The sequence below is a fragment of the Pseudomonas sp. genome, from assembly GCF_036387035.1.
GTDB lineage: Bacteria > Pseudomonadota > Gammaproteobacteria > Pseudomonadales > Pseudomonadaceae > Aquipseudomonas.
In genome coordinates, this window is record NZ_DASVUM010000126.1 from 22,679 (window position 1) to 46,798 (window position 24,120).

Annotated in this window: 25 protein-coding genes; 14 read left to right on the forward strand and 11 right to left on the reverse strand. The window is 60.3% G+C overall.

Annotation, left to right across the window (positions count from 1 at the left end):
- Positions 1–18: 18 nt before the first annotated feature.
- Positions 19–243 (reverse strand): DUF1161 domain-containing protein, encoded by a 225-nt coding sequence (locus VF672_RS11910; protein ID WP_331104794.1) that lies wholly within the window; start codon positions 241–243, stop codon positions 19–21.
- A gap of 161 nt (positions 244–404) precedes the next feature.
- Positions 405–620, reverse strand: a complete 216-nt coding sequence (locus VF672_RS11915) for a dodecin (RefSeq protein ID WP_331104795.1) — start codon at positions 618–620, stop codon at positions 405–407.
- Between the two features lie 193 nt (positions 621–813).
- Between VF672_RS11915 and VF672_RS11920 the strand changes: the two genes are divergently transcribed.
- Positions 814–1,137, forward strand: coding sequence for a DUF883 family protein (locus tag VF672_RS11920; RefSeq protein ID WP_037017008.1), 324 nt, complete (start codon positions 814–816; stop codon positions 1,135–1,137).
- On the opposite strand, the gene VF672_RS11925 is transcribed toward VF672_RS11920, so the two are convergent.
- The gene (locus VF672_RS11925) at positions 1,138–2,037 is read right to left on the reverse strand and encodes a LysR family transcriptional regulator (RefSeq protein WP_331104796.1); all 900 of its coding nucleotides are present in this window, start codon (positions 2,035–2,037) and stop codon (positions 1,138–1,140) included.
- A 118-nt stretch (positions 2,038–2,155) separates the two neighbouring features.
- On the opposite strand from VF672_RS11925, the gene trpB reads away from it, so the two are divergent.
- From trpB to VF672_RS11940, 3 genes are all read left to right on the forward strand, one after another.
- Positions 2,156–3,382, forward strand: coding sequence for a tryptophan synthase subunit beta (trpB, locus tag VF672_RS11930; RefSeq protein WP_331104797.1), 1,227 nt, complete (start codon positions 2,156–2,158; stop codon positions 3,380–3,382).
- Positions 3,382–4,242 carry a tryptophan synthase subunit alpha gene (gene trpA, locus VF672_RS11935; RefSeq protein WP_331104798.1) on the forward strand — a complete coding sequence of 287 codons (861 nt, stop codon included), beginning with the start codon at positions 3,382–3,384 and terminating at the stop codon, positions 4,240–4,242. The genes trpB and trpA overlap by 1 nt, the downstream gene beginning before the upstream one ends.
- A gap of 75 nt (positions 4,243–4,317) precedes the next feature.
- Entirely contained in the window at positions 4,318–4,824 is a 507-nt protein-coding gene (locus VF672_RS11940) for an anti-virulence regulator CigR family protein (RefSeq protein ID WP_331104799.1), read from the forward strand.
- 223 nt (positions 4,825–5,047) lie between these two features.
- Here the strand turns inward: VF672_RS11940 and VF672_RS11945 are convergent, their stop codons facing one another.
- Positions 5,048–5,998: a choline sulfate utilization transcriptional regulator gene (locus VF672_RS11945; RefSeq protein WP_331104800.1), complete on the reverse strand. Its 951-nt coding sequence runs from the start codon at positions 5,996–5,998 to the stop codon at positions 5,048–5,050.
- Between the two features lie 114 nt (positions 5,999–6,112).
- Here VF672_RS11945 and betC point away from each other — a divergent pair, with 114 nt between their 5' ends.
- Both betC and choX read left to right on the forward strand, forming a co-directional pair.
- Positions 6,113–7,618 carry a choline-sulfatase gene (betC, locus tag VF672_RS11950; RefSeq protein WP_331104801.1) on the forward strand — a complete coding sequence of 502 codons (1,506 nt, stop codon included), beginning with the start codon at positions 6,113–6,115 and terminating at the stop codon, positions 7,616–7,618.
- Between the two features lie 39 nt (positions 7,619–7,657).
- A complete protein-coding gene (gene choX / locus VF672_RS11955; protein ID WP_331104802.1) occupies positions 7,658–8,584 on the forward strand; it encodes a choline ABC transporter substrate-binding protein in 927 nt (308 codons plus the stop codon).
- 222 nt (positions 8,585–8,806) lie between these two features.
- Here choX and aroE read toward each other — a convergent pair whose 3' ends face one another.
- Together aroE and hemF are read right to left on the reverse strand one after the other, a co-directional pair.
- Entirely contained in the window at positions 8,807–9,637 is an 831-nt protein-coding gene (aroE, locus tag VF672_RS11960) for a shikimate dehydrogenase (protein ID WP_331104803.1), read from the reverse strand.
- Positions 9,637–10,557 (reverse strand): oxygen-dependent coproporphyrinogen oxidase, encoded by a 921-nt coding sequence (gene hemF / locus VF672_RS11965; protein ID WP_331104804.1) that lies wholly within the window; start codon positions 10,555–10,557, stop codon positions 9,637–9,639. Before hemF ends, aroE begins: the two co-directional genes overlap by 1 nt.
- Before the next feature lie 225 nt (positions 10,558–10,782).
- Between hemF and VF672_RS11970 the strand changes: the two genes are divergently transcribed.
- The gene (locus VF672_RS11970; RefSeq protein ID WP_331104805.1) at positions 10,783–11,760 is read left to right on the forward strand and encodes an NADPH:quinone reductase; all 978 of its coding nucleotides are present in this window, start codon (positions 10,783–10,785) and stop codon (positions 11,758–11,760) included.
- A gap of 28 nt (positions 11,761–11,788) precedes the next feature.
- Here VF672_RS11970 and VF672_RS11975 read toward each other — a convergent pair whose 3' ends face one another.
- From VF672_RS11975 to VF672_RS11985, 3 genes are all read right to left on the reverse strand, one after another.
- Positions 11,789–12,346 (reverse strand): L-threonylcarbamoyladenylate synthase, encoded by a 558-nt coding sequence (locus VF672_RS11975; RefSeq protein ID WP_331104806.1) that lies wholly within the window; start codon positions 12,344–12,346, stop codon positions 11,789–11,791.
- A 41-nt stretch (positions 12,347–12,387) separates the two neighbouring features.
- Positions 12,388–13,500 (reverse strand): DNA-processing protein DprA, encoded by a 1,113-nt coding sequence (gene dprA / locus VF672_RS11980; RefSeq protein ID WP_331104807.1) that lies wholly within the window; start codon positions 13,498–13,500, stop codon positions 12,388–12,390.
- A 124-nt stretch (positions 13,501–13,624) separates the two neighbouring features.
- A complete protein-coding gene (locus VF672_RS11985) occupies positions 13,625–14,650 on the reverse strand; it encodes a LysM domain-containing protein (RefSeq protein ID WP_331104808.1) in 1,026 nt (341 codons plus the stop codon).
- A gap of 141 nt (positions 14,651–14,791) precedes the next feature.
- On the opposite strand from VF672_RS11985, the gene def reads away from it, so the two are divergent.
- The 4 genes from def (at position 14,792) to trkA (ending at position 19,125) form a co-directional block, all read left to right on the forward strand.
- Complete coding sequence (def, locus tag VF672_RS11990) at positions 14,792–15,298, forward strand: peptide deformylase (protein ID WP_331104809.1); 507 nt, start codon at positions 14,792–14,794, stop codon at positions 15,296–15,298.
- A 130-nt stretch (positions 15,299–15,428) separates the two neighbouring features.
- Positions 15,429–16,388: a methionyl-tRNA formyltransferase gene (gene fmt, locus VF672_RS11995; RefSeq protein ID WP_331104810.1), complete on the forward strand. Its 960-nt coding sequence runs from the start codon at positions 15,429–15,431 to the stop codon at positions 16,386–16,388.
- Complete coding sequence (gene rsmB / locus VF672_RS12000; protein WP_331104811.1) at positions 16,385–17,704, forward strand: 16S rRNA (cytosine(967)-C(5))-methyltransferase RsmB; 1,320 nt, start codon at positions 16,385–16,387, stop codon at positions 17,702–17,704. The genes fmt and rsmB overlap by 4 nt, the downstream gene beginning before the upstream one ends.
- Before the next feature lie 47 nt (positions 17,705–17,751).
- A complete protein-coding gene (trkA, locus tag VF672_RS12005) occupies positions 17,752–19,125 on the forward strand; it encodes a Trk system potassium transporter TrkA (protein WP_331104812.1) in 1,374 nt (457 codons plus the stop codon).
- A gap of 4 nt (positions 19,126–19,129) precedes the next feature.
- Here trkA and VF672_RS12010 read toward each other — a convergent pair whose 3' ends face one another.
- Positions 19,130–20,017 (reverse strand): lysophospholipid acyltransferase, encoded by an 888-nt coding sequence (locus VF672_RS12010; RefSeq protein ID WP_331104813.1) that lies wholly within the window; start codon positions 20,015–20,017, stop codon positions 19,130–19,132.
- A 39-nt stretch (positions 20,018–20,056) separates the two neighbouring features.
- Positions 20,057–20,629: a DNA-3-methyladenine glycosylase I gene (locus VF672_RS12015; protein WP_331104814.1), complete on the reverse strand. Its 573-nt coding sequence runs from the start codon at positions 20,627–20,629 to the stop codon at positions 20,057–20,059.
- A gap of 82 nt (positions 20,630–20,711) precedes the next feature.
- Between VF672_RS12015 and glyQ the strand changes: the two genes are divergently transcribed.
- The 3 genes from glyQ to gmhB form a co-directional block, all read left to right on the forward strand.
- The gene (glyQ, locus tag VF672_RS12020) at positions 20,712–21,659 is read left to right on the forward strand and encodes a glycine--tRNA ligase subunit alpha (protein ID WP_331104815.1); all 948 of its coding nucleotides are present in this window, start codon (positions 20,712–20,714) and stop codon (positions 21,657–21,659) included.
- Positions 21,656–23,710 carry a glycine--tRNA ligase subunit beta gene (glyS, locus tag VF672_RS12025; protein ID WP_331104816.1) on the forward strand — a complete coding sequence of 685 codons (2,055 nt, stop codon included), beginning with the start codon at positions 21,656–21,658 and terminating at the stop codon, positions 23,708–23,710. Before glyQ ends, glyS begins: the two co-directional genes overlap by 4 nt.
- A gap of 11 nt (positions 23,711–23,721) precedes the next feature.
- A partial coding sequence (gene gmhB / locus VF672_RS12030) for a D-glycero-beta-D-manno-heptose 1,7-bisphosphate 7-phosphatase (RefSeq protein WP_331104817.1) occupies positions 23,722–24,120 on the forward strand: 399 nt, incomplete at its 3' end.

Here is a 24,120-nt window from a genome sequence, read left to right on the forward strand (position 1 = left end):
TATGACAGCGAGCTGGTATCAGCCGCGCTTGTAAACGATTTCCTTACTGCCACCCTCGCAGGTGCCGACAACCTTGGCGTCTGCCGAGCTGCCTTTCTCAACCGCTTCCAGCGTATAGGACGTAACACCCTTGGCGCTGAGCTTCGCGTCGATGTCGGCTTTCACGTCATCGCACGATTTGCCAGCGGCCATCGTGGTGCCCGCAATGCTCAACAAGCCTATGGCCAACAGAACTTTTTTCATCTGTGCATCCCCTCGTCAGGCGCATTTTTCGGATCGACAAGGCCGCTCCGATAGGGCGGCCTGACTACATGAACCTGCGTCATGAACCTTGGTGGAAGTCACGACAGCGCGGTATGTATAGCGAAGGTTGTGGCACTCGGCCACTGCAAAAGTTCAGCGACTCAGCTGTTGTCGATGCGGAAACCGACCTTGATGGTCACCTGAAAGTGTCCCACCTTGCCGTCCTGAATGTGGCCACGGGTTTCCAGTACTTCGAACCATTCCATGAGTTTCACGGATTTGGCGGCCTGGGCAATCGCGTTCTGAATCGCGTCGTCGGTGCTCACAGTCGATGAGCCGACCAGCTCCAGCATTTTGTAGGTGTGATGATCAGACATGGCAGTTCTCCAGAAATGGCAGTGCGCGGTGGCAGCGCCGTAGTGATTGTGTCCACTATCTCTGTGGCGAAATGCGGCCTAAAAGTTCAGAAGAAACGGTAGTTCGCGTGTACTTGTCATTGCGCACTGCACTTTCTCGAAACCCTGTAGTCGGAACAACACACGCCACTCATCACAGCAGGAGAGTCAAACCATGGCATTCACGTCATCGCGTAAAGCGTCGTTGCAAAGCATGGAAGCGGAGATTGAGAGTCTGCTTAAATCGCTGGAAGGCTTGAAGTCTGACGCTTCCGACGAGTCGCGCAAAACCCTGAAGAACCTGAAAGCCAACGCTGAAAGCGCCCTGAGCCACTCGCGCAGCCTGTTGAGCGATGTTTACGAAGACGTCAAAGTCAAAACGCGCGAGACCAGCGTTGCGACCCGTGACTACGCACAAGAGCACCCTTGGACCACCGCAGGCGTCGCTGTAGGCGCAATCGGTCTGCTGGCAGCTTACTTGCTGTGCAAGCGCGGCTGATCAAGCACGCCCCGATTGCTCGAGTTCCTGCTTGAGCCATCGAGCCAGGTGCTGAGCGCGTCCGTCTGCGGCGCGCTTCGGTACCCATAGCGCCAGTTGCGCCGGGGTTTGACTGAAACCCCACGGCGCAGCCAGGCGTCCGGCCTTCAAGTCGTCAGCCACCAAAGGCTCCGGCGCGATTGCCACTCCCAGGCCAGCCACCGCCGCTTCCAGTAAATAATATAAATGCTCGAAATCCTGCCCGTAGCTCAGTGCGTCCGGCTCGATTCCATTTTGTATCGCCCATGCAGGCCAGGCTTGCAGTCGCGAAGTGGTCTGCAGCAGGGGCTCGCCCATCAGTGCATGGGCCGGCGCGGTCCGCAGTGCCTCGAACCGTGCAAACCGCGGACTCATCACCGGCCCGATGCGCTCGCTGGCCAGCTCGAACACCTGCATGTCCGCGGGCCAGGGCGGCTCAGCGAAGATCAGCAGTGCGTCCAGCCCGGGACGTCGCGGATCCAGATCTCCTTCGCCCGCCGACAGGTGCAGGCGAAGGTCGGGAAGGTCCGCATTCAACCGCCCCAGACGCGGAATAAACCAACGCGCCAGCAGGCTTCCCGAGCAGCCCAGCACGAAGGGTGCATCAGCGCTGCCCCTGCTGACCTCGGCACAAACACTGCGCAGACGATCAAACGCATCGGCACTCGCATCGCGCAGACGAATGCCGGCATCTGTGAGTTTCAGGCCACGCCCGTCTTTGCTGAACAGGCTCACGCCCAAGTGTTCTTCCAGCACTTTCAGCTGACGACTCACGGCACCATGGGTGACGTGTAATTGCTCGGCCGCCTGGCTGATACTGTTCAGCCGGGCGGTGGCTTCGAAAGCACGCAATGCGTTGAGGGGGGGAAGGTCTCGGCTCATGAACGTGTGAGTTTTCCTGACAGGTTGCGCAGATCTTATCGGTTTTCATCGTCGCTGGCGCTGGTAGAGTGTATTCACTGCCTCACGGCTCATTCTATTCGCATCTCCGGAGGTCCTTATGACCCAGACCCAAACTGCATACCGCGACGGCCCGGACGACCGTGGCATGTTCGGCGCTTTCGGCGGCCGCTACGTCGCTGAAACCCTGATGCCGCTGATTCTCGATCTGAGCCGCGAATATGAAATCGCGAAGAATGATCCTTCTTTCCTCAAGGATCTGGCTTACTTCCAGCGCGATTACGTGGGCCGTCCAAGCCCGCTGTACTTCGCCGAGCGTCTGACCGAATACTGCGGCGGCGCCAAGATTTACCTGAAGCGTGAAGAGCTTAACCACACCGGCGCGCACAAGATCAACAACTGCATTGGTCAGATCCTGCTGGCACGGCGCATGGGCAAAAAACGCATCATCGCCGAGACGGGCGCCGGCATGCACGGTGTGGCGACGGCCACGGTGGCTGCGCGCTTTGGCCTGGAATGTGTCATTTACATGGGCACTACCGACATCGAACGTCAGCAGGCCAACGTGTTTCGCATGAAGTTGCTGGGCGCTACGATCATCCCGGTCGTCGCTGGTACCGGCACGCTGAAAGACGCCATGAATGAGGCACTGCGCGACTGGGTGACCAACGTCGACAGCACGTTCTACCTGATCGGCACCGTGGCAGGCCCGCACCCGTACCCTGCGATGGTCCGTGATTTCCAGGCGGTGATCGGCAAGGAAACCCGCGTGCAGATGCAGGAACAGGAAGGTCGTCTGCCGGACAGCCTGGTGGCGTGCATCGGCGGTGGCTCGAACGCGATGGGCCTGTTCCACCCGTTCCTGGATGACACCACCGTGCGCATCATCGGCGTGGAAGCCGCCGGTCACGGCATCGAAACCGGCAAGCATGCCGCCAGCCTCAACGGCGGGGTTCCGGGCGTGCTGCACGGCAACCGCACCTTCCTGCTGCAGGACGATGACGGTCAGATCATTGATGCTCACTCGATTTCCGCCGGCCTCGACTACCCAGGCATTGGCCCGGAGCACGCGTGGTTGCATGACATTGGCCGCGTCGAATACACCTCGGTCACTGATGATGAAGCGCTGGCTGCGTTCCACAAATGCTGCCGCCTCGAAGGGATCATTCCGGCGCTTGAAACCGCTCACGCTCTGGCTGAAGTCTTCAAACGGGCTCCGGCATTGCCAAAAGATCACCTGATGGTGGTCAACCTGTCCGGTCGTGGCGACAAGGACATGCAAACCGTGATGCACCACCTGGATCTGTCCCAGCAGGAGAAACACTGATGAGCCGCCTGCAAACGCGTTTTGCCGAACTGAAAGAACAAAATCGTGCCGCCCTGGTGACGTTCATCACAGCAGGCGACCCGGGCTATAACACCTCGCTGGCCATCCTTAAGGGATTGCCAAAAGCGGGTGCCGATGTGATCGAGCTGGGCATGCCGTTCACTGACCCGATGGCCGACGGCCCGGCGATTCAGCTGGCCAACATCCGCGCGCTCAACGCCAGGCAAAACCTGGCGAAAACGCTGCAGATGGTGCGTGAATTTCGGGTGGAAGACAGCGCCACGCCGCTGGTGTTGATGGGTTACTACAACCCGATCCACAACTACGGCGTCGAGCGTTTCATTGCCGACGCCCACGCCTGCGGCGTCGACGGCCTGATCGTGGTGGACCTGCCGCCTGAGCATAATGCCGAGCTGTGCGACCCTGCGCAGGATGCTGGCCTGGACTTCATCCGTCTGACCACACCGACCACCGACGACGTTCGTTTGCCTACCGTGCTCAACGGCAGTTCCGGATTCGTTTATTACGTGTCGGTAGCGGGTGTGACGGGCGCAGGGTCAGCAACGATCAGTCATGTGAAAGACGCCGTGCAACGCCTGCGTCGCCACACGGATCTGCCAATCAGTGTCGGCTTCGGTATTCGCACGGCTGATCAGGCAGCGGCCATTGCGCGCGTGGCCGACGGTGTCGTCGTCGGCTCGGCGCTGATTGACCAGATCGCCAATGCGTCTTCGCCAGAACAAGCGGTCAGCGGCGTACTGGGATTGTGCGCGGAGCTGTCGGAAGGCGTGCGTAAAGCCCGCGTAGCCGAAGGTAAAGTTTCTGATACAGAGGAATCTCAGTCCCTGGCAGCACACTAAGCCGTACAGCGAAGGGGTTCAGGACCACGTCCTGAGCCCCTTTTTGCTGCCCGTATTTGCTGAGGAGCACGCTACATGAAAGTCTCGAATCGTTTGATTGCCGGGTTGGGCGTGTTGATGCTCAGCGCCAGCGCACTGGTTCAAGCTGCACCACCGGATCAACGCGGGGGCAATGACAACGGCCCGGGCCAGCATCAGGACCACGGCCAGCAAGGCGGTCCGCAGGGCGATCACGGCAATGGCAACGGGAATAACAACGGCAACGACCATCGCAACGAACCGCGTGCCGACAATCGTGGCAATCAACGTGGTGGACGTCCTCCAGCCGATTTCGGCGACGTGCGCCGGACCATCAGCGAACACCGTGAAGTCATTGGTCGCGGCCAGCCGCTACCCCCTGGCGTCCACATCGTCAAAGGCCACCCGCTGCCACGCGGTTATGGCCGTCGACTGGACCAACGCTCGCTGCAATACCTGCCGCAATACGATGGCTACGAATGGCGCCGCCTGGGCCCGGACGTTGTGCTGATCGCAATCGGCAGTGGAATTGTTTATGAAATCCTGGATGGCGTACTGAATTAAGGCACGTTCATGTGAGAGTGACCGGGGCGGCGCTCCTTCTTGCTCGCGAATACGGCATTTGCAACGCTGGATCTAGCGGATCTAGCGGATCTATCGGCATTCGCGAGCAAGCTCGCTCTCACAATTCATGCGTCGGCAGATACATCTGCGGTACCGTCACAGCAGCCCGCTGGCCCCAGATCAATATGTCGCCAGACCAGCGTGGATGTTTGTCACCAAGGCCCTAAACTGCAATCGACGGCAGCGCCTTGCCCTTCAGCAAATCCCCGCTCAACGCCTGTTCACTTCTTAACCAGTCCACGAATCGCTGCACGATCTGCACGCGCCGTTTGCGTTGCGGCAGGACGATGTAATAACCGTATCCGGAGACGGCGCTGGCTTCGATCGGGCGGCACAACAAACCCTGCTTCAGCAAATCATCCACCAGATGTCGCCAGCCGATGGCCATGCCCTGACCGCCGATCGCGGCTTGAATCAACAGCGTGTAGTTGTCGAATCGCAGTTGGCCCGGCGCGGGTGCCTGAGGGATATTCAAGGCGCGGAACACGCCACTCCAGTCAAACCAGTTGTTGCCGCCTTCGCCGCGAAGATGCAGCAGCGCGAAGTCTTTCAGCGCCTCGGTGGGCAAGGGCAGGTCGCGCCTCTTCACCAACTGCGGACTGCACACCGGGAACACTTCTTCGCTGAACAACCAGTGGCTTTCCCCCTGCTTGAATCGCCCGTCACCGAACAACACGGCCACATCGATATCCGCACGCAGCATGCTGTGGCTGCGTTCGCTGGTAACGAGGCTGACGTCGACGTCGGGGTTGTCCCTGTGAAAACGGTGCAGGCGAGGCATCAGCCAGTAAGCAGCAAAGGCGAAGTCAGTTGCCACTTGCAGCACCTCGTGCTGATGCTGTTCAGTAATTGCGCTAAGGCCTGCGTCCATGGACTCCAGCCCGGCCTGTACATGGTTAAAGAGAATCAGACCGGCATCCGTCAGCTCGATGCCGCGATAGATGCGATCAAAAAGCCGGGTCGCCAGTTGCTCCTCCAGCCGCTTGATCTGCTGGCTGATCGCAGGTTGAGTGGTCCCGAGCTCAATGGCCGCTGCGGTGAAGCTGCGCAGCCGAGCGGCGGCCTCGAAGCCGCGAAGCAGATCAAGCGAAATGGCACCAAGGGCTTCGAACATAAGCTGTACTTATCCTAGGCATTGCTTCTCATGGGCTTTACCGCAGCGGGCATGGACCTCATTCTCGATCGAAGTACTTTCGCATAAATAATGACTATGGGGTGCAGCGAATACATGAAGCGCAAGAACATTCTTTTCATCATGGCCGATCAGATGGCCGCGCCCATGTTGCCGATTTACGCCACTTCTCCTATCAAAATGCCCCACTTGAGTCGCCTCGCCGCTGAGGGCGTAGTTTTTGACGCCGCCTACTGCAACAGCCCACTCTGCGCACCGTCGCGTTTCACCCTCGTCAGCGGTCAGTTGCCGAGCAAGATCGGCGCCTACGACAATGCCGCCGACTTCCCCGCCGATGTGCCGACCTATGCCCACTATCTACGCCGTCTCGGCTATCGCACCGCGCTGTCCGGCAAGATGCATTTCTGCGGGCCCGATCAATTGCATGGCTACGAAGAGCGCCTGACCAGTGACATTTATCCGGCCGACTACGGGTGGGCGGTGAACTGGGACGAGCCGGACGTGCGCCCGACCTGGTACCACAACATGTCCTCAGTGCTGCAAGCCGGACCTTGCGTGCGCACCAACCAGCTGGATTTCGACGAAGAGGTGGTGTTCAAGGCTCAGCAATATTTATTTGATCACGTGCGCGAAGAAGGCGATCAGCCATTTTGTCTCACGGTATCGATGACTCATCCCCACGACCCGTACACCATCCCGAAGTCTTACTGGAATCTGTACAGCGACGACGAAATCCCGATGCCGCACGTGCCATGGGCCCAGTCCGAGCTGGACCCGCATTCCCAGCGCCTGCTAAAGGTTTACGACCTGTGGGACAAGCCGCTGCCGGAGCAGAAAATTCGTGATGCGCGCCGCGCCTATTTCGGCGCCTGCAGCTACATTGATGACAACGTCGGCAAACTATTGAAAACCCTGGAGGAAACCGGCCTGGCCGACGACACCATCATCGTGTTCTCCGGCGACCATGGCGACATGCTGGGTGAGCGCGGGCTCTGGTACAAAATGCACTGGTTTGAGATGTCGGCGCGGGTGCCGCTGCTGGTGTACGCTCCGGGGCAATTCAAGGCCGGGCGTGTGCAGTCTGCGGTGTCTACGGCGGATCTGCTGCCGACGTTCGTTGCGTTGGCTGACGGCCAGCTGGAGGCCGGCTTGCCGCTCGATGGCCGTTCATTGTTACCGCATCTGAAAGGAGAGGGCGGACATGACGAGGTCTTTGGCGAATACATGGCCGAAGGCACCAACAGCCCGCTGATGATGATTCGGCGGGGGCCGTACAAATTCATGTATTCGGAGCGCGACCCATGTCTGCTGTACGACGTGCATAACGATCCGAAGGAGCAGGAAGAGCTGAGCCAATCCGAGGCCCATCGCGACCTGTTCACTGCGTTCCTGGCCGAAGCAAAGGCCAAGTGGGACATTCCGGCGATACACCACCAGGTGCTCGCCAGCCAGCGTCGCCGGCGTTTCGTCGCCGAGTCGCTGGCCATCGGCAAGCTGAAGAGTTGGGATCACCAGCCGCTGGTCGACGCCAGTCAGCAGTACATGCGCAACCATATCGATCTGGACGATCTGGAGCGCAAGGCCCGTTATCCGCAACCTTGAACCCTGCCAACACCTAGAAAACCAAAAAAGGGGCACACCATGAATAAGCTGTTCACATCGCTGGCGGTTGGGGTCTTGAGCTTGAGCAGCGTCGTGGCCTATGCCGCCGACGCTAGCTGTAACACCGTACGCATGGCCGATCCGGGCTGGAGCGATATCGCTGCGACCAACGCCACCGCAGGCTTTTTGCTCGATGGCATGGGCTACAAAACCAAGATCGACACCCTCGCAGTCCCGATTGCTTACGGCGGTCTGAAAGACGGGCAACTCGATGTTTTTCTGGGCAACTGGATGCCGGCGCAGCAGGGCTTCTATGACAAGTTCATCGCCACAGGCGACGTGACGCAGTACGCAAAAAACCTGGAGGGCACGGAGTTCACCCTCGCGGTTCCCGATTACGTCTATGACGCGGGCGTGCACACCTTCGCCGACCTCAACAAATTCGCCGACAAGTTTCACAAGAAGGTTTACGGCATCGGCTCGGGCGCTCCGGCCAACGCATCGATCCAGGAGATCATCAAAAAGAACGAGTTCGAACTGGGTGACTGGAAGTTGGTGGAATCCAGCGAACAGGCGATGCTGGCTGAAGTGCAGCGCAACGTGAAGAAGAAAGAATTCGTCGTATTCCTCGGTTGGACGCCGCACCCCATGAACGTGCAGATCAAAGGCATGCACTACCTCAAAGGCGGCGAGAAATACTTCGGCGATACTGGCAGCGTTTACACCGTGACCCGTAAAGGTTATGCCGATGCTTGCCCGAATGTGGCCAAGCTGCTTTCCAACCTGATGTTCACCCAGGACATGGAAAACGCCATCATGCAAACCGTGGTGGATAAGAAGGTCAGCAACACCGAGGCGGTAAAAACGTGGCTGAAAGCGAATCCAGCGGTGCTGGAAAAATGGCTGAGCGGCGTGAAAACCATGGACGACAGGGATGCGCTGCCAGCGGTGAAAGCCAAGTTGTAACGGTTAGGGCAAGCATCGCAACCAGGCTTACTCATCAGGCGTGACGACAAAGCTGATGTCCCTGCCGAGAGATGAACTGTGGGACTGAGCTTGCCCGCGAAGAAGTCGGTACATTCGCTAGATTTTCAGCGGCCGGAATGGCGTCTTCGCGAGCAAGCTCGCTCCCACACGTTGTGTGTCGACGGGTAGAGCTGCAGTGTTGGATCTCTGATGAGTGGTGCGTTACCCGTTCTGCGCCATCAACCGCCGCAGTTCCGCCAGTACTGGCGCTGATTCCGGGCGCACGCCGCGCCATAGGTAGAACGCCTCGGCGGCCTGTTCGACCAACATACCCAGACCATCCACTGCCTGTCCGGCGTTGTGCCCAGTGGCCCAGCGGCAGAATGCGGTGGGCTCTTTGGCATACATCATGTCGTAGCAGAAGGTCGCGCCCGCCTGAATCAGGCTGGGCGCAATCGGCGGCACCTCGCCCGATAGACTGGCGGACGTGGCGTTGATGATCACGTCCACCGGCTCCTCCAGCCAGTCGTATCCTGCGGGCAGCACCGGCCCGATGTCAGCGAACTCCTGCGCCAGCCGTTCAGCCTTTTCCACCGTCCGATTGGCGACCACCAACACATAGGGGTCTTGCGCCAGTAACGGTTCAAGCGCGCCACGCACCGCACCACCCGCACCCAGCACGAGGATGCGCTTGTCCTTGAGCGTCACGCCATGATTGACCGTCAGGTCCCGAACCAGGCCGGCTCCGTCGGTATTGTCGCCCAGCACGCTGCCATCCGCTTGAACGGCCAGGGTATTGACCGCACCGGCGCGGCGGCCACGCTCGGTCAGCTGATCGGCCAGCCGGTACGCTTCTTCCTTGAAGGGCACAGTCACGTTAGCGCCACGGCCGGTCTTGAAGAACGCTTTGGCAAATGCCGGGAATCCGTCCAGCGGCGCCAGCGAGGTCTGGTAGTCGAGCGCCTGACCGGTCTGCTCGGCGAACAGGCGATGGATCAGCGGGGATTTGCTGTGGGCAATGGGATTGCCGAAAACAACGTAGTGGTCAGTCATCACTCTGCCGCCTCGGCCAGCCAGTCACGGTCCTGCAGAAAGTACTCGGTCAGGCGTGCCTCTTCGCTGCCCGGCTCGGCTTTCCAGTCATAGCCCCAGCGCACGTGCGGCGGCAGCGACATAAGGATCGATTCAGTACGACCACCCGATTGCAGGCCGAACAAGGTGCCGCGGTCGTAGACAAGATTGAACTCAACGTAGCGCCCTCGCCGAAACTCCTGAAACTCGCGCTGCTGCGGCGTGTACGGCGTGTCTTTGCGGCGCTGAACGATGGGCAGGTAGGCGTTGACGAATGCGTCACCGATGGCGCGAATGAAGGCGAAGCTGGTGTCGAAATCCCACTCGTTGAGGTCATCGAAGAACAGTCCACCCACGCCCCGCGGCTCGTTGCGGTGCTTGATGTGAAAGTAGCGATCACACCACGCCTTGTAGCGGGGATAGACGTCGGCACCGAACGGGGCGCAGGCCTGCTCGGCAACACGGTGCCAGTGAACGCAGTCTTCCTCGACGCCGTAATAGGGTGTCAGGTCGAAGCCACCGCCGAACCACCACACCGGCTCTTCGCCCTCTTTTTCGGCGATGAAGAACCGGACATTGGCGTGGGCAGTCGGCACATGAGGGTTGTGCGGATGCATCACCAGGGACACGCCGAGCGCTTCGAACCCTCGACCTGCCAGTTCCGGTCGGTGGGCGCTGGCCGACGGGGGAAGGCCCGCGCCGAAGACGTGGGAAAAGTTGACCCCGCCTTTCTCGAGGAGCTTGCCATTCTCGATCACTCGAGTCCGTCCGCCGCCGCCGGCAGGCCGCTCCCAGGCGTCCTCGACGAAGCGGGCGCCGCCGTCTTCGGTTTCCAGCGCGGCGCAAATGCGGTCTTGAAGATCGAGCAGGTAGGCTTTGACGGCATCGGTGCGAAAGGACATGGCGGTACCTGAATAAACTGAAACGTGCATCGGGACGCGGGATTAGCGTAGGCGTGACGTCAAAGGACACCTCGCTGAGCAAAACCCGTCGGCGAAATTCGGCCCGTAGCATATCACCCGCATGGCGGATGCCGCAGTTGACGAAGGCTCACCGAAGGAGTCCGATAGAGCCCTTTCGCACCGACAGTCATCCCCTGCAGTTCCGATCCATGACGGAGAAAGCAAATGGCAAAACGTATCCAGTTCGACCAGTACGGCGGCCCTGAAGTGCTCAACTACGTTGACTTCGAACCGCCGGCGCCGGGCCCTAAAGAAGTGCTCGTGCGCAATAAGGCGATTGGCGTGAACTTCATCGAAACCTACTTCCGCAGCGGCCTCTACCCGGCGCCTTCGTTTCCATCGGGACTGGGCAACGAAGGGGCAGGGCTGGTTGAGGCCGTCGGCAGTGAAGTCACCCACGTCAACGTCGGCGACCGGGTGGTATACGGCACAGGCCCATTGGGAGCCTATGGGGACTTTCACGTAACGCCGGCTGCGAATATCGCGAAACTGCCCGACGGCATCAGCTTCGAGCAGGGCGCCGCGGTCATGCTCAAAGGCCTGACCGTGCAGTACCTGTTTCGCCAGACCTACGAAATCCGTCCTGAAGAACCCATCCTGTTCCACGCCGCAGCCGGCGGCGTGGGGTCTATCGCCTGCCAATGGGCCAACGCCTTGGGCGTCAAGCTCATCGGCACGGTCAGCTCGGCAGAGAAAGCCGCGCATGCCAAAGCTCACGGCGCGTGGGAAGTCATCAACTACAGCAACGAAGATGTCGTACAGCGCGTGCTTGAATTCACCAACGGCAAGAAGGTCCCGGTGGTCTACGACGGCGTGGGCAAAGACACGTGGGAGACGTCCCTCAATTGCCTTGAATTGCGGGGCCTGCTGGTCAGCTTCGGCAACGCCTCAGGCGCGGTGACCGGGGTCAACCTTGGGGTGCTTGCGCAGAAGGGCTCTTTGTACGTCACCCGCCCGACATTGGGCTCATACGCGAACAGCCAACAAGCTCTGCAGGCGATGGCCGATGAAGTGTTCGAGATGGTTGCCAGCGGCAAAGTGAAGGTCGACGACATCCAGAAGTTCGCCCTCAAGGATGCCGCCAAGGCGCATACCGAACTGTCTGGGCGCAGAACGGTTGGGTCGATCATCCTAGTGCCTTGACCACAACCCCGCTGGAGGTGGGAGGGCATTACCCCGCCCTTACCACCTCTGCTGTCACCAGATCCCGGATGACACTTGGATTGCGACGCCCGCCAAGGCTGCCACCCAGCACCAGATCCAGTTGCTCGTGGAAATACTGCTCCACCCGCAGTCGCGAGCGGGCGGCGGGGCGACCGGTTGGATTCGCGGACGTCGACACCAGCGGGCCGGTCAAGGCGCACAGCTCTCGCACGGTCGGGTGGTCGCTGACCCGAAGGGCGACGGTGTCGTGCTTTCCAGTGATCCATTCCGGCAACAGGCCTTGATGGGGCACCAGCCAGGTGTTGGGCCCCGGCCAGGTGCTGGCCATGCGATCAATCCACAGCTCAGGGAAGTCCTCGAAGAGGAAATCGAACTGACGGATGTTGTCTGCGATGAGGATCAAGCCCTTATCAACAGGACGTGCCTTGATCGCCAGCAGGCGATACACCGCCTCCGCATCCCAAGGGTCACAGCCCAACCCCCATACTGCTTCGGTTGGATAGGCAATCACCGCCCCGGCCCGAATTTCCCGCGCCGCTTGCTGCACTCGCCAACTGCTGACCATTGTTCGCTCTCCCAAAATACGCTGACGGGCGCAGTTTAACCTTAGGGTGCCCGGGCAAACCATCGTCCGGCTTCACAGGCCACGCTGCTGTCGAGCTCAAGCTCGGTCAACGCCGCAAGCACCTCGGGCAGAGGCCAACCGCTGTTATGTGCCAAGGCCTCGCCGGTCTGAGGCGCTGCGTGCAAGAGCACCAGCAGGGGATGGAGTGGCGTCGACGGTCGAGTAACGACGTCTGCACTGGGCGCGATGTTTTTCCAGCCCTGCAACGCTTCAAGGATATGGTCGATGGTCTCCACCAGCACGGCCCCTTCCCGGATCAGCTGGTGACAACCTCTGGCCCCCGGGTGATGGATTGAACCCGGAATCGCGTAGACCTCACGGCCCTGCTCGGCAGCAAGGCGCGCTGTGATCAGTGATCCACTGGCAACACTGGCTTCGACCACCAGCACGCCAAGGGACAAGCCGCTGATGATCCGGTTGCGCCGGGGAAAATTGCTGGCGTGGGGTCCAGCGTCCAGCGGTAACTCCGAAACCACCGCGCCGCCCTCGGCAACCATGCGTGCTGCAAGGTCACGATGCCGCTGTGGATAAAGTTTTTCGATGCCAGTACCAAGCACCCCGATTGTTCCGCCTTTTACGTCCAGCGCGCCTTGATGGGCGGCGCCGTCGATGCCCAGCGCCAGTCCGCTGGTGATGACGAAACCGGCTCCGGCCAGACTTCGGGCGAAGGCTGCCGCCGTGTCCAGTCCGGGCCTCGAAGCGCGTCGACTGCCCACCATCCCCAACTGCGGACGATCGAGCAATGTGCGGTTCCCGGCGACGAAAAGCAGGGGCGGTGGGTCAGGGATTTCTGCCAGCAGTGCAGGGTAGTCAGGGTCGTCCCACATCAGCAAATGCTGGCCCGGACGCTCTAGCCAGGCCAGCGCAGCGCTTGCGCCGTCACGCACTTCAGGGCTGCGTCGAGCCTCGGCACTGGCCGCCGGCAGCCGTAAGGATCGCCACGCTGAAGCCGGCGCACTCAATGCAGCAGAGGCGCTGCCGAACGCATCAATGAGGGTGTGGAAACGTTTTGGACCGACTTCCGGCAGCCGGTGTAAACGCAGGCGTGCTTCCAGCTCAGCCGGTGACTGACCGGCCTTTTCGAACAACGGCATGAGATCTTCCCTGATCTGTGGCCCACCTCAATCAGTGGGCCAAGCTGTGGATAACTCTGTTAACAACAATTTGATAAGTGAAGCACGCCGGTGGAGAAAAGTGATTTGCAGCTGATACATAGCATTACGGATTGCGCACTTTGTCCTGCACCGCCAGAGATCGGGTTGCATGCAAAACCATGCCGTAGCTCAGTCGCTCGTAAGTGCGGAAGACCATCAGCAGCCCCGAACGCTCGTCCGGGATCTTGACCTGATCGCCACTGACCCGGTCGCGAACCGTCTCGCCGGTTTTGAAGATCGCCAGTACGTTGCCTTCAGCCAAGCCATCACGCCGACCACGATCAATGGTCACCACGTCGAACTCACCGATCTGGGTCACGCCCCGTGGCACATCAATGATTGTGCCATCGACGGGCTGTTGAGGTTCGCTGGGGACAAAGGTGGAATTGATCCCCCGCTCTTCACTGACGAAGAGCCGGTCGCCAAGGCGCACCTCTTGGGTCGAGCGTTGCAGTTGCAGCGTTGCCACGTCGCCTTCGCTGGCAACGATTTCGCCGCTGCCAATGTCATCGGCATTGATCCCGAGCACAGTGCCGCTCACCGGATCGACGTACGTCTTGCCCTTGCGATAGATGCCATACGAGACGTGGGCGGGCTCGAAACGTCCACGCGCATAGATCCGGTCACCGGCGCCACTGAGCACCCGCTCGCCATTGCCCGCGACCACATAAGGCGCGACTTCAAATTGATGAGCGTCGTCGATAATGCGGTTATTCAGCAGGAACGCATTGATCGCGCCCAGTGGGATAGTGGAGATCGCCTCCGCAATCGGTGTGCTGCGCACCCGCGGGGACAGTTTGATGGTGCCCCGGGACTCGCCGCGGTTGACCACAATGCGCGGCTGACCATCGACGTAGATCAGGTTGAGCGTGTCGCCGGGGTAGATCAGGTCCGGGTCGTGAACCTGTGGATTGGCGCGCCAGAGCTGCGGCCACTTCCAGGGCTGGTTTAGAAATTTGCCGGAAATGTCCCAAAGTGTGTCACCGGCGACAACGGTGTAACTCTGTGGATGGCCATCCCTGAGCTGTACTTGCGCCTGGACAAGGCCTGTCGCGGCCAACAGCAGCAGGGCGAGTAGTGATTTCCTCATGCGGTGAATCCCTTTATCATGTTGGCTACGCGTGAAACGCTGAGTCTTGCAAGACTTCAGGTTTTACTAGGGCTGCAGCTTGTGACGTCCCAAGCCTAGCAGCCGATTTTGACTTTACCCTACAGTGCATCCCTTACGTATATGGCCATTTTAAACATCCTCGAGTTTCCCGATTCGCGCCTGCGCACCATCGCCAAGCCGGTGGCCGAAGTGGACGACGGCATTCGCCAGTTGGTCGACGACATGTTTGAAACCATGTACGAAGCGCCTGGCATCGGTCTGGCCGCGACGCAGGTTAACGTACACAAGCGCGTGGTGGTCATGGATCTCTCCGAAGATCGCAGCGAGCCCCGGGTGTTCATTAACCCCGAGATCGAGCCACTCACAGATGAGATGGATCAGTACCAGGAAGGCTGCCTTTCCGTTCCAGGTTTTTACGAAAACGTGGATCGCCCACAACGGGTGCAGGTCAAGGCGCTGGACCGTGACGGCCAGCCCTACGAATTCATTGCCGAGGGCCTGCTCGCCGTGTGCATCCAGCACGAATGCGACCACCTGAACGGCAAGCTGTTCGTAGATTACCTGTCCAATCTCAAGCGCGACCGGATCAAGAAGAAGCTGGAAAAACTTCACAAGCAAAACGCCTGATCCCGCCATCCTCCTTTCTACTGTAGGAGCGTGATCGCCCGCTGCGAACTGTCCTCTGATGCATCGTCGGCTGACACCGCGCCAACGCGGGCGAGCGCGCCTCTACCGTCATACCTCCACAGAGAAGCCCATGACTGAGCCACTGCGCATCGTGTTCGCCGGCACCCCGGAATTTGCTGCAGAGCATTTGAAAGCCCTGCTCGACACTCCCCACGACGTCGTTGCGGTGTACACCCAGCCGGATCGCCCGGCCGGTCGTGGTCAGAAGCTGATGCCAAGCCCGGTCAAGCAGCTTGCCCTCCAACACAACATCCCTGTCATGCAGCCGCCCACATTGCGCGCACCTGAAGCGCAGGCGGAGCTTGCCGCATTAAGGCCAGACCTGCTGATCGTGGTTGCGTACGGCCTGATCCTGCCGCAAGTCGTGCTGGATATTCCGCGTCTGGGCTGCATCAATAGCCACGCCTCGCTACTGCCACGCTGGCGTGGTGCCGCGCCGATTCAGCGGGCTGTGCAGGCGGGTGACGCTGAAAGCGGCATAACCGTCATGCGGATGGAGGCGGGGCTCGACACCGGCCCGATGCTGCTCAAGGTGACGACCCCGATCACCGCCGAGGACACCGGCGGTACGCTGCACGATCGGCTTGCGCAGCTCGGTCCGAAGGCGGTGATTCAAGCCATCACCGGGCTGGCTGAAGGCACGCTGACGGGCGAAGTACAGGATGACGGTCTCGCCACGTATGCGCACAAGCTGAATAAGGACGAAGCACGCATCGACTGGACCCGCCCGGCCGTCGAGCTGGAGCGACTGGTACGCGCCTTCAACCCATGGCCGATCTGTCACAGCACACTGAACGGCGAAGCACTCAAGGTGTTGGCCGCGCAGATCGCCGACGGGCAGGGCGCTCCGGGCAGCATTATTGATGCGAGCAAAGAAGGCTTGCTGGTCGCGTGCGGGGACGGCGCGCTGCGTCTGACTCGTCTGCAACTCCCGGGCGGCAAACCTCTGGGCTTCGCCGACCTGTTCAATAGCCGCCGCGAGAAGTTCGCCGTCGGTACCGTTCTCGGCCAAGCGGCGGATGCGCAATGAACCCGCGTCTGGCCGCTGCCAAGGCTCTGGCTGCCGTATTGAGTGGCAAGGCATCGCTGAACAGCTCTTTGCCCACGCAACTGGACAAGGTTGAAGACCGCGACCGCGGGCTGACTCAAGACCTGGCATTTGGCACCGCTCGCTGGGAGCCGAGGCTGTCCGCGCTGGCGGCAAAGTTGTTGCAGAAGCCTTTTAAAGCCGCCGATAACGATGTGCAGGCGCTGCTATTAGTGGGCCTGTACCAACTGTTCTATTCGCGCGTCCCGGCCCATGCCGCTATCGGCGAAACCGTGGGTTGCGCCGACAAGTTGAAAAAGCCGTGGGCCAAAGCGTTGCTCAATGCCGTGCTGCGTCGCGCCCAGCGCGAGGGCGAGGCGTTGCTGGCGGAGCTGGAACACGATCCAGTGGTGCGCACAGCTCATCCACGCTGGCTGCAAAAAGCGCTCAAAGCCGCTTGGCCCGAGCATTGGGAAGCGATTTGTGCGGCGAACAACGCCCACCCGCCGATGATTTTGCGGGTCAACCGCCGACACAAAACCCGCGCGCAGTACCTTGAACTGTTGCAGGACGCAGGCATCGCCGCGACACCCTGCACGTTCAGCCAGGACGGCATCGTGCTCACCGAACCGGGCGATGTCCGCTCGCTCCCGGGTTTCGTCGACGGCTGGATCAGCGTTCAGGACGAAGCGGCACAACTGGCGGCCGACTTGCTGGAGCTGGCGCCGGGTCACCGTGTGCTGGATGCCTGTTGCGCGCCGGGTGGCAAGACCTGCCACCTGCTTGAAGTACAACCGGGGCTGGCGGGCGTCGTCGCGGTGGACCTCGAAGCCAAGCGCATGGTGCGCGTCAAAGAGAACCTGGATCGGCTGGGCCTGAGTGCTGAACTCATCGCCGCCGACGCTCGCGCCACCGATCAATGGTGGGACGGCAAACCATTCCAGCGCATCTTGCTCGACGCGCCTTGCTCGGCGACCGGCGTGATTCGTCGCCACCCTGACATCAAGCTGACGCGGCAAGCGGATGACATTCCTGCGCTCGCCACGCTGCAAGGCGAATTGCTCGACGCCCTGTGGCCGACCCTACAGGTCGGCGGCATGTTGCTGTACGCCACGTGCTCGACACTGCCAACTGAAAACACCGAGGTCATCGCTGCATTCCTGGCGCGTACCTCTGGCGCCAGGGAGCTGGACATTGCCGGTCAGCAAGGCAATCCGCCCCCCGGCTTGAAGCAGCAACATGGCCGGCAGTTGCTCGCACAGGAAGGCGGGCATGACGGGTTTTACTACGCCAAACTGATCAAGATCGCTGCAGCGTGAACACGACGACCCTGTATGACGGCATCATCATTTCAAGGAGAGACTGATTGAAGATCATCATTCTCGGTGCAGGGCAGGTCGGCGGCACGCTGGCCGAACACTTGGCCAGCGAAGCCAACGACATCACTGTGGTGGACACCGATCAAGACCGTCTGCGCGCGTTGGGTGATCGCCTCGACATCCGCACCGTCCATGGGCGGGGCTCGTTCCCGACCGTGCTGCAGCAGGCGGGCGCCGACGACGCCGACATGCTGGTGGCCGTGACCAGCAGCGACGAAACCAATATGGTTGCGTGTCAGGTCGCTTACACGCTCTTCCAGACCCCGACCAAAATTGCCCGGGTTCGCGAGTCGGCGTACCTGACCCGCTCAGGTTTGTTCGCCAACGCCGCCATTCCCGTGGACGTGCTGATCAGCCCCGAGCAAGTAGTAACCCATTACATCAAGCGGCTCATCGAATACCCCAGCGCCCTGCAGGTCATCGACTTCGCCGGGGGGAAGGTCCAGATGGTGGCGGTCAAGGCGTACTACGGGGGGCCGCTGGTGGGTCAGCAACTTCGCCAGCTGCGCACGCACATGCCGAATGTCGACACGCGGGTTGCTGCCATTTTCCGTCGCGACCGTCCGATAATTCCTCAGGGCGATACGGTTATCGAGGCGGACGACGAGGTCTTCTTCATCGCCGCCAAGGCGGACATTCGCGCCGTGATGGGTGAGATGCGTCGTCTGGATGAAAGCTACAAGCGCATCGTCATCGCTGGCGGCGGTCAGATCGGAGAGCGACTGGCGGAAGCCATCGAGAACCGCTATCAGGTCAAAATCATCGAGATGAATCCTGCTCGATGCCGTCACCTCTCTGACACGCTGAACAACACGGTGATCCTGCAGGGCAGCTCGTCCGATCGCGACCTGCTCGTGGAGGAGAACATCGATAACGCCGACCTGTTTCTGGCGCTGACCAACGACGACGAGGCCAACATCATGTCGTCATTGTTGGCCAAACGGCTGGGCGCAAAGAAGGTGATGACCCTCATCAACAACCCGGCGTACGTCGACCTCGTCCAGGGCGGGGAGATTGATGTCGCTGTCAGCCCTCAGCTCGCCACCATCGGTACGTTGCTGGCGCACGTGCGTCGTGGCGATATTGTGAGCGTGCATTCACTGCGCCGAGGCGCGGCGGAGGCCATCGAGATCGTCGCCCATGGCGACCCCAAATCCAGCAAGGTGATCGGCAAAGCGATCATGCACATCAACTTGCCGCCCGGCACGACCATCGGCGCCATCACACGCGCCGATCAAGTGATCATCGCCCATGACAGCACGGTGATTGAATCGGGCGATCACGTGGTCATGTTCCTTGTGGATAAAAAGTACATCCGCGACGTGGAGCGCTTGTTCCAGGTAGGTTTGAGCTTTTTCTGAAAGCTCAATACCAGCGCTTCTCACCCTCGGGCCGTTTCTTGAAGCGCTTCATGGTCCACATGTATTGGCTTGGATAAGCCCGAACGTACTTTTCGACTACCTTGCTCATGGCCGCCGCTGAGGTCGCGGTGTCGGTGCTGTACATGTCGTCTGGGGCGGCTTCGAGGACAACTTTGTAGCCAGAGCCATCCTCTAGACGCATCGCGTGGAGGAAAACGCCTACGGCTTTGCCGCCCGCCAGCATGTTCGGCACGAATTTGCTCGTCAGCGCCATCGTCCCGCAGAAGGGCACGAAGATGCCTGCGGACTCGGCAGGTTCCGGGTCCGCAGGGATACCGACCGAGCCGCCTTTGCGCACTTCCTTGATCACGCTGAGAATCCCCTCCTTGGTAGACGCCGCGACGCGGTTACCCAACTGCACGCGCTGCTTGCGCAGCAAATCATCCACGGCCTTGAGCTTGGGCGGCCGGTAGAAGATGATCGGTTTGCATTGGCTGCAGTAGAAATGATTAAGCACTTCCCAGTTCCCCAGGTGGCTAGTGATGCCGACCACGCCTTTGCCCGATGCCAACGCATCTTTAAGCACTTGAAGCCCTTCAACTTCGCGAACCAGATTGATCGACTTCTGCGCTGGCCAGATCCAGGCACAGGCGCTCTCGGTCAGGGTCTTGCCGATGTCCATCAGGCTGCGGCCGACAAGCGCTTCGAGTTCAGCAGGGCTTAATTCGGGAAAGCACTTGGAAAGGTTGATGCGGGCAACCTCGCGAGATCGGTTAGGCAACTTCCACATCAGCCAGCCAATGCAGGTGCCGACCCATTGCACTGCGCGCCACGGCAACAGGGCAAACAGGCGCAGTGCCCCCACCATCAAGGCCCCTTTGAACTTATCCACAGATCACTCCCGAATACTTTAGGCGGCCATTGTAACCGTTCATGCGAAACGATCATCCACATGACCCACCAGCTCGGCGTACCGATCACAATCAACCGTATGGTCCATTACCATTCCGGTCGCTTGCATGTAGGCGTAACAGATGGTCGGGCCGACGAAAGTGAAGCCGGCTTTCTTCAGCGCTTTGCTCATCGCTTCGGCCTCTGCCGTAATGGCCGGGACTTCGCTGCGGTCCTTGAAGTGATTGACCTTCGGCGTGCCACCGACAAATGACCAGACAAACGCGACCGGGTCATCCAGCCGCAACCAGGCTTGGGCATTCTTGCGCGCGGCGTTGAGCTTGAGACGGTTGCGCACAATGCCGGGCTCCAGCATCAGTGCTTCGATCTCGATATCGGTCATCGCAGCGATGCGCTGGACGTCGAAGCCGAACATCACCTGGCGGTAGCGCTCGCGCTTTTTCAGGATAGTGATCCAGGACAGCCCAGCCTGGAACCCTTCAAGCAACAGGAACTCGAACAACATCTGCGCATCGCGCAACGGCACACCCCACTCTTGATCGTGGTAGTCCATGTAAAGCGGATCTTCGTTGCACCAAAAGCAGCGTGGCATAGGGCTCCCAAGGGTGGAGGCGCGGCCGAATCGGGTATACTCCCGCTCTTTAAATCGCAGCCCCCCAGTACAGGTGAATTTCGTGAGCCAGCCTACGCCAGCCGTGCGTACCTTCCAAGACTTGATCCTCGCCCTCCAGCAGTACTGGGCTGAGCAAGGTTGTGTGGTACTTCAGCCCTACGATATGGAAGTGGGCGCCGGCACTTTCCACACCGCTACGTTTCTGCGCGCCATCGGCCCGGAAACCTGGAACGCCGCCTACGTACAGCCGAGCCGTCGCCCCACCGATGGCCGCTACGGCGAGAACCCGAATCGCCTGCAGCATTACTATCAATTCCAGGTTGTCCTCAAGCCAAACCCGGACAATTTCCAGGAGCTATACCTCGGCTCACTGAAGCATGTGGGTCTCGACCCGCTGGTGCACGACGTACGCTTTGTCGAAGACAACTGGGAATCACCGACCCTCGGCGCTTGGGGCCTGGGTTGGGAGATCTGGCTGAACGGCATGGAAGTGTCGCAGTTCACTTATTTCCAGCAAGTCGGTGGTATCGAGTGCTACCCGGTCACCGGCGAAATCACCTATGGCCTCGAGCGTCTGGCGATGTACCTGCAGGGTGTCGAGTCGGTCTACGACCTGGTCTGGACTGACGGCCCGTTTGGCAAAGTGACCTATGGCGATGTGTTCCACCAGAACGAAGTGGAGCAATCGACCTACAACTTCGAGCACGCCAACGTCGACAAGCTGTTCGAGCTGTTCGATTTCTATGAGAGCGAAGCCGTACGCCTGATTGAGCTCGAGCTGCCACTGCCGAGCTACGAAATGGTCCTCAAGGCCTCCCACACTTTTAACCTGCTGGATGCCCGTCGCGCGATTTCCGTGACGGCGCGGCAGCAATACATCCTGCGCGTCCGCACACTGGCTCGCTCCGTGGCCCAGGCGTACCTGATGGCCCGGGCCAAGCTCGGCTTCCCGATGGCCGCGCCTGATATTCGCGATGAAGTATTGGCCAAGCTGGAGGCTGCACAATGAGTGCTCAAGATTTTCTGGTTGAACTGGGCACCGAAGAACTGCCACCCAAAGCATTGAACACACTGGCCGATGCGTTTCTGGCCGGTATTGAAAAAGGCCTGCAGGCGGCCGGGCTGACCTACAGCGCCAAGCAAGTCTATGCCGCACCACGTCGGCTGGCGGTGCTGATCACTCAGCTCGCCACCGAGCAGCCGGATCGCAGCGTCAACCTGGATGGTCCGCCACGTCAGGCGGCATTCGATGCCGAGGGCAATCCGACCCAGGCTGCTTTGGGGTTCGCCAAGAAATGCGGCGTTGACCTGAGCGAGATCGATCAAAGCGGCCCCAAGCTGCGTTACAGCCAGAGCATTGCCGGCAAGCCTACTCTGAGTTTGCTGCCGACCATTGTCGAAGATTCGCTAAACGATTTGCCGATTCCGAAGCGCATGCGCTGGGGCGCGCGCAAAGAAGAATTCGTACGTCCGACTCAATGGCTGGTGATGTTGTTTGGCGACCAAGTGGTGGACTGCACCATCCTCGCGCAAACGTCTGGCCGTGAATCTCGCGGCCATCGTTTCCATCATCCGGAAAATGTGCGCATCACCTCGCCAGCCAACTACGCCAGCGACCTGCGTGCGGCCCATGTGCTTGCGGACTTCAACGAGCGTCGTCAGTTGATCAGCAAGCGCGTCGAAGAGCTTGCCGCACAACACGAAGGCGCAGCCATCGTGCCACCGGCGTTGCTGGATGAAGTGACCGCGCTGGTCGAATGGCCAGTGCCGCTGGTGTGCTCGTTCGAGGAGCGTTTCCTTGAAGTCCCACAGGAAGCCCTCATCACCACAATGCAGGACAACCAGAAGTATTTCTGCCTGCTGGATGCGGAGGGCAAGTTGCTGCCGCGTTTCATCACGGTCGCGAACATCGACAGCAAGGACCCTTCCCAGATTGTCCAGGGTAACGAGAAAGTCGTTCGCCCACGCCTGACCGATGCCGAATTCTTCTTCAAGCAAGACAAGAAGCAAAAGCTCGAGACGTTCAACCAGCGCCTGCAGAACGTGGTATTCCAGGCGCAACTGGGCACTGTGTTCGACAAGGCGGAGCGCGTGTCCAAGCTGGCCGCGTTCATCGCGCCGCGCATTGGTGGCGACGCTCAGCGCGCGTCACGTGCAGGCTTGTTGTCCAAGTGCGACCTGGCGACCGAGATGGTCGGCGAGTTCCCTGAGATGCAGGGCGTAGCAGGCTACTACTACGCCTTGGCCGACGGGGAGCCTGAAGATGTTGCACTGGCACTGAACGAGCAGTACATGCCGCGCGGCGCTGGTGCTGAACTGCCCGCCACGTTGACCGGCGCCGCTGTTGCCATGGCCGACAAGCTCGACACACTTGTGGGCATTTTCGGCATCGGCATGCTGCCGACCGGCAGCAAAGACCCGTACGCCTTGCGCCGCGCCGCGCTCGGCATCCTGCGCATCCTGATCGAGAAGAAGCTGGATCTTGACCTGGTCAAAACCGTGCAGTTCGCCGTCGCTCAGTTCGGTGTGAAGATCAAACCCGCCGGTCTGCCAGAGCAGGTCCTCGAGTTCATCTTTGATCGTCTGCGCGCCCGTTATGAAGACGAAGGCGTCGACGTTTCGGTTTACCTGTCGGTTCGCGCGTTGCAGCCCGCGTCGGCACTGGACTTTGACCAGCGTGTTCAAGCTGTTCAGGCTTTCCGCAAGTTGCCGGAGGCTGCGGCACTGGCTGCCGTGAACAAGCGCGTCTCCAACCTCCTAAGCAAAGCGGACGGCAACATCGCCCAGACCGTCGAGCCGAAGTACTTCGACAATGCCAACGAGTTTTCGCTGTACTCCGCGATTCAGCAGGCGGATCAGGCGGTAGCGCCCATGTCTGCCAGCCGTCAGTACAACGAAGCGTTGACACGCCTTGCGGCGCTTCGCGAGCCTGTTGATGCGTTTTTCGAAGCCGTGATGGTCAACGCGGAAGACGCCAGCGTACGCGCCAACCGTTACGCCTTGCTCGCCCGTTTGCGCAATCTGTTCCTCGGCGTCGCCGACATTTCCCTGTTGAGCTAACCGCGGAGCGCATGCCAGTGAAGTTGCTGATTCTCGATCGGGACGGGGTAATCAATCAGGATTCCGACGCTTACATCAAGTCGGTTGACGAGTGGGTTCCGATTCCCGGCTCTATCGAGGCCATTGCGCAACTAAGCAAAGCCGGCTGGACGGTGGCCGTGGCCACTAACCAGTCCGGCATCGCTCGCGGTTACTACGATCTTGCGACCCTTGATGCCATGCACGCGCGCCTTCGTGAACGTGTGGCGGGGGAGGGCGGCGAAGTCGGGCTTGTTGTTTATTGTCCTCACGGGCCGGACGCGGGATGCGATTGCCGCAAACCAAGGCCGGGCATGCTGAAGACAATTGCCCGCCATTACGGCGTCGATTTGCGCGGCGTGTGGTTTGTGGGCGACAGCAAGGGTGACCTG

Coding starts and splice junctions, on each gene's coding strand:
- dprA (WP_331104807.1), bottom strand. CDS start 13,500: ATGCCGTTGTTCGAAAAGGCCGGTCAGTCACCGGCTGAGCTGGAAGCA.
- VF672_RS11970 (WP_331104805.1), top strand. CDS start 10,783: ATGGCAAAACGTATCCAGTTCGACCAGTACGGCGGCCCTGAAGTGCTC.
- trpB (WP_331104797.1), top strand. CDS start 2,156: ATGACCCAGACCCAAACTGCATACCGCGACGGCCCGGACGACCGTGGC.
- aroE (WP_331104803.1), bottom strand. CDS start 9,637: ATGACTGACCACTACGTTGTTTTCGGCAATCCCATTGCCCACAGCAAA.
- def (WP_331104809.1), top strand. CDS start 14,792: ATGGCCATTTTAAACATCCTCGAGTTTCCCGATTCGCGCCTGCGCACC.
- VF672_RS11975 (WP_331104806.1), bottom strand. CDS start 12,346: ATGGTCAGCAGTTGGCGAGTGCAGCAAGCGGCGCGGGAAATTCGGGCC.
- VF672_RS11940 (WP_331104799.1), top strand. CDS start 4,318: ATGAAAGTCTCGAATCGTTTGATTGCCGGGTTGGGCGTGTTGATGCTC.
- hemF (WP_331104804.1), bottom strand. CDS start 10,557: ATGTCCTTTCGCACCGATGCCGTCAAAGCCTACCTGCTCGATCTTCAA.
- VF672_RS11910 (WP_331104794.1), bottom strand. CDS start 243: ATGAAAAAAGTTCTGTTGGCCATAGGCTTGTTGAGCATTGCGGGCACC.
- choX (WP_331104802.1), top strand. CDS start 7,658: ATGAATAAGCTGTTCACATCGCTGGCGGTTGGGGTCTTGAGCTTGAGC.
- rsmB (WP_331104811.1), top strand. CDS start 16,385: ATGAACCCGCGTCTGGCCGCTGCCAAGGCTCTGGCTGCCGTATTGAGT.
- betC (WP_331104801.1), top strand. CDS start 6,113: ATGAAGCGCAAGAACATTCTTTTCATCATGGCCGATCAGATGGCCGCG.
- VF672_RS11920 (WP_037017008.1), top strand. CDS start 814: ATGGCATTCACGTCATCGCGTAAAGCGTCGTTGCAAAGCATGGAAGCG.
- VF672_RS11915 (WP_331104795.1), bottom strand. CDS start 620: ATGTCTGATCATCACACCTACAAAATGCTGGAGCTGGTCGGCTCATCG.
- glyS (WP_331104816.1), top strand. CDS start 21,656: ATGAGTGCTCAAGATTTTCTGGTTGAACTGGGCACCGAAGAACTGCCA.
- VF672_RS12015 (WP_331104814.1), bottom strand. CDS start 20,629: ATGCCACGCTGCTTTTGGTGCAACGAAGATCCGCTTTACATGGACTAC.
- VF672_RS11985 (WP_331104808.1), bottom strand. CDS start 14,650: ATGAGGAAATCACTACTCGCCCTGCTGCTGTTGGCCGCGACAGGCCTT.
- fmt (WP_331104810.1), top strand. CDS start 15,429: ATGACTGAGCCACTGCGCATCGTGTTCGCCGGCACCCCGGAATTTGCT.
- trpA (WP_331104798.1), top strand. CDS start 3,382: ATGAGCCGCCTGCAAACGCGTTTTGCCGAACTGAAAGAACAAAATCGT.
- VF672_RS11925 (WP_331104796.1), bottom strand. CDS start 2,037: ATGAGCCGAGACCTTCCCCCCCTCAACGCATTGCGTGCTTTCGAAGCC.
- VF672_RS11945 (WP_331104800.1), bottom strand. CDS start 5,998: ATGTTCGAAGCCCTTGGTGCCATTTCGCTTGATCTGCTTCGCGGCTTC.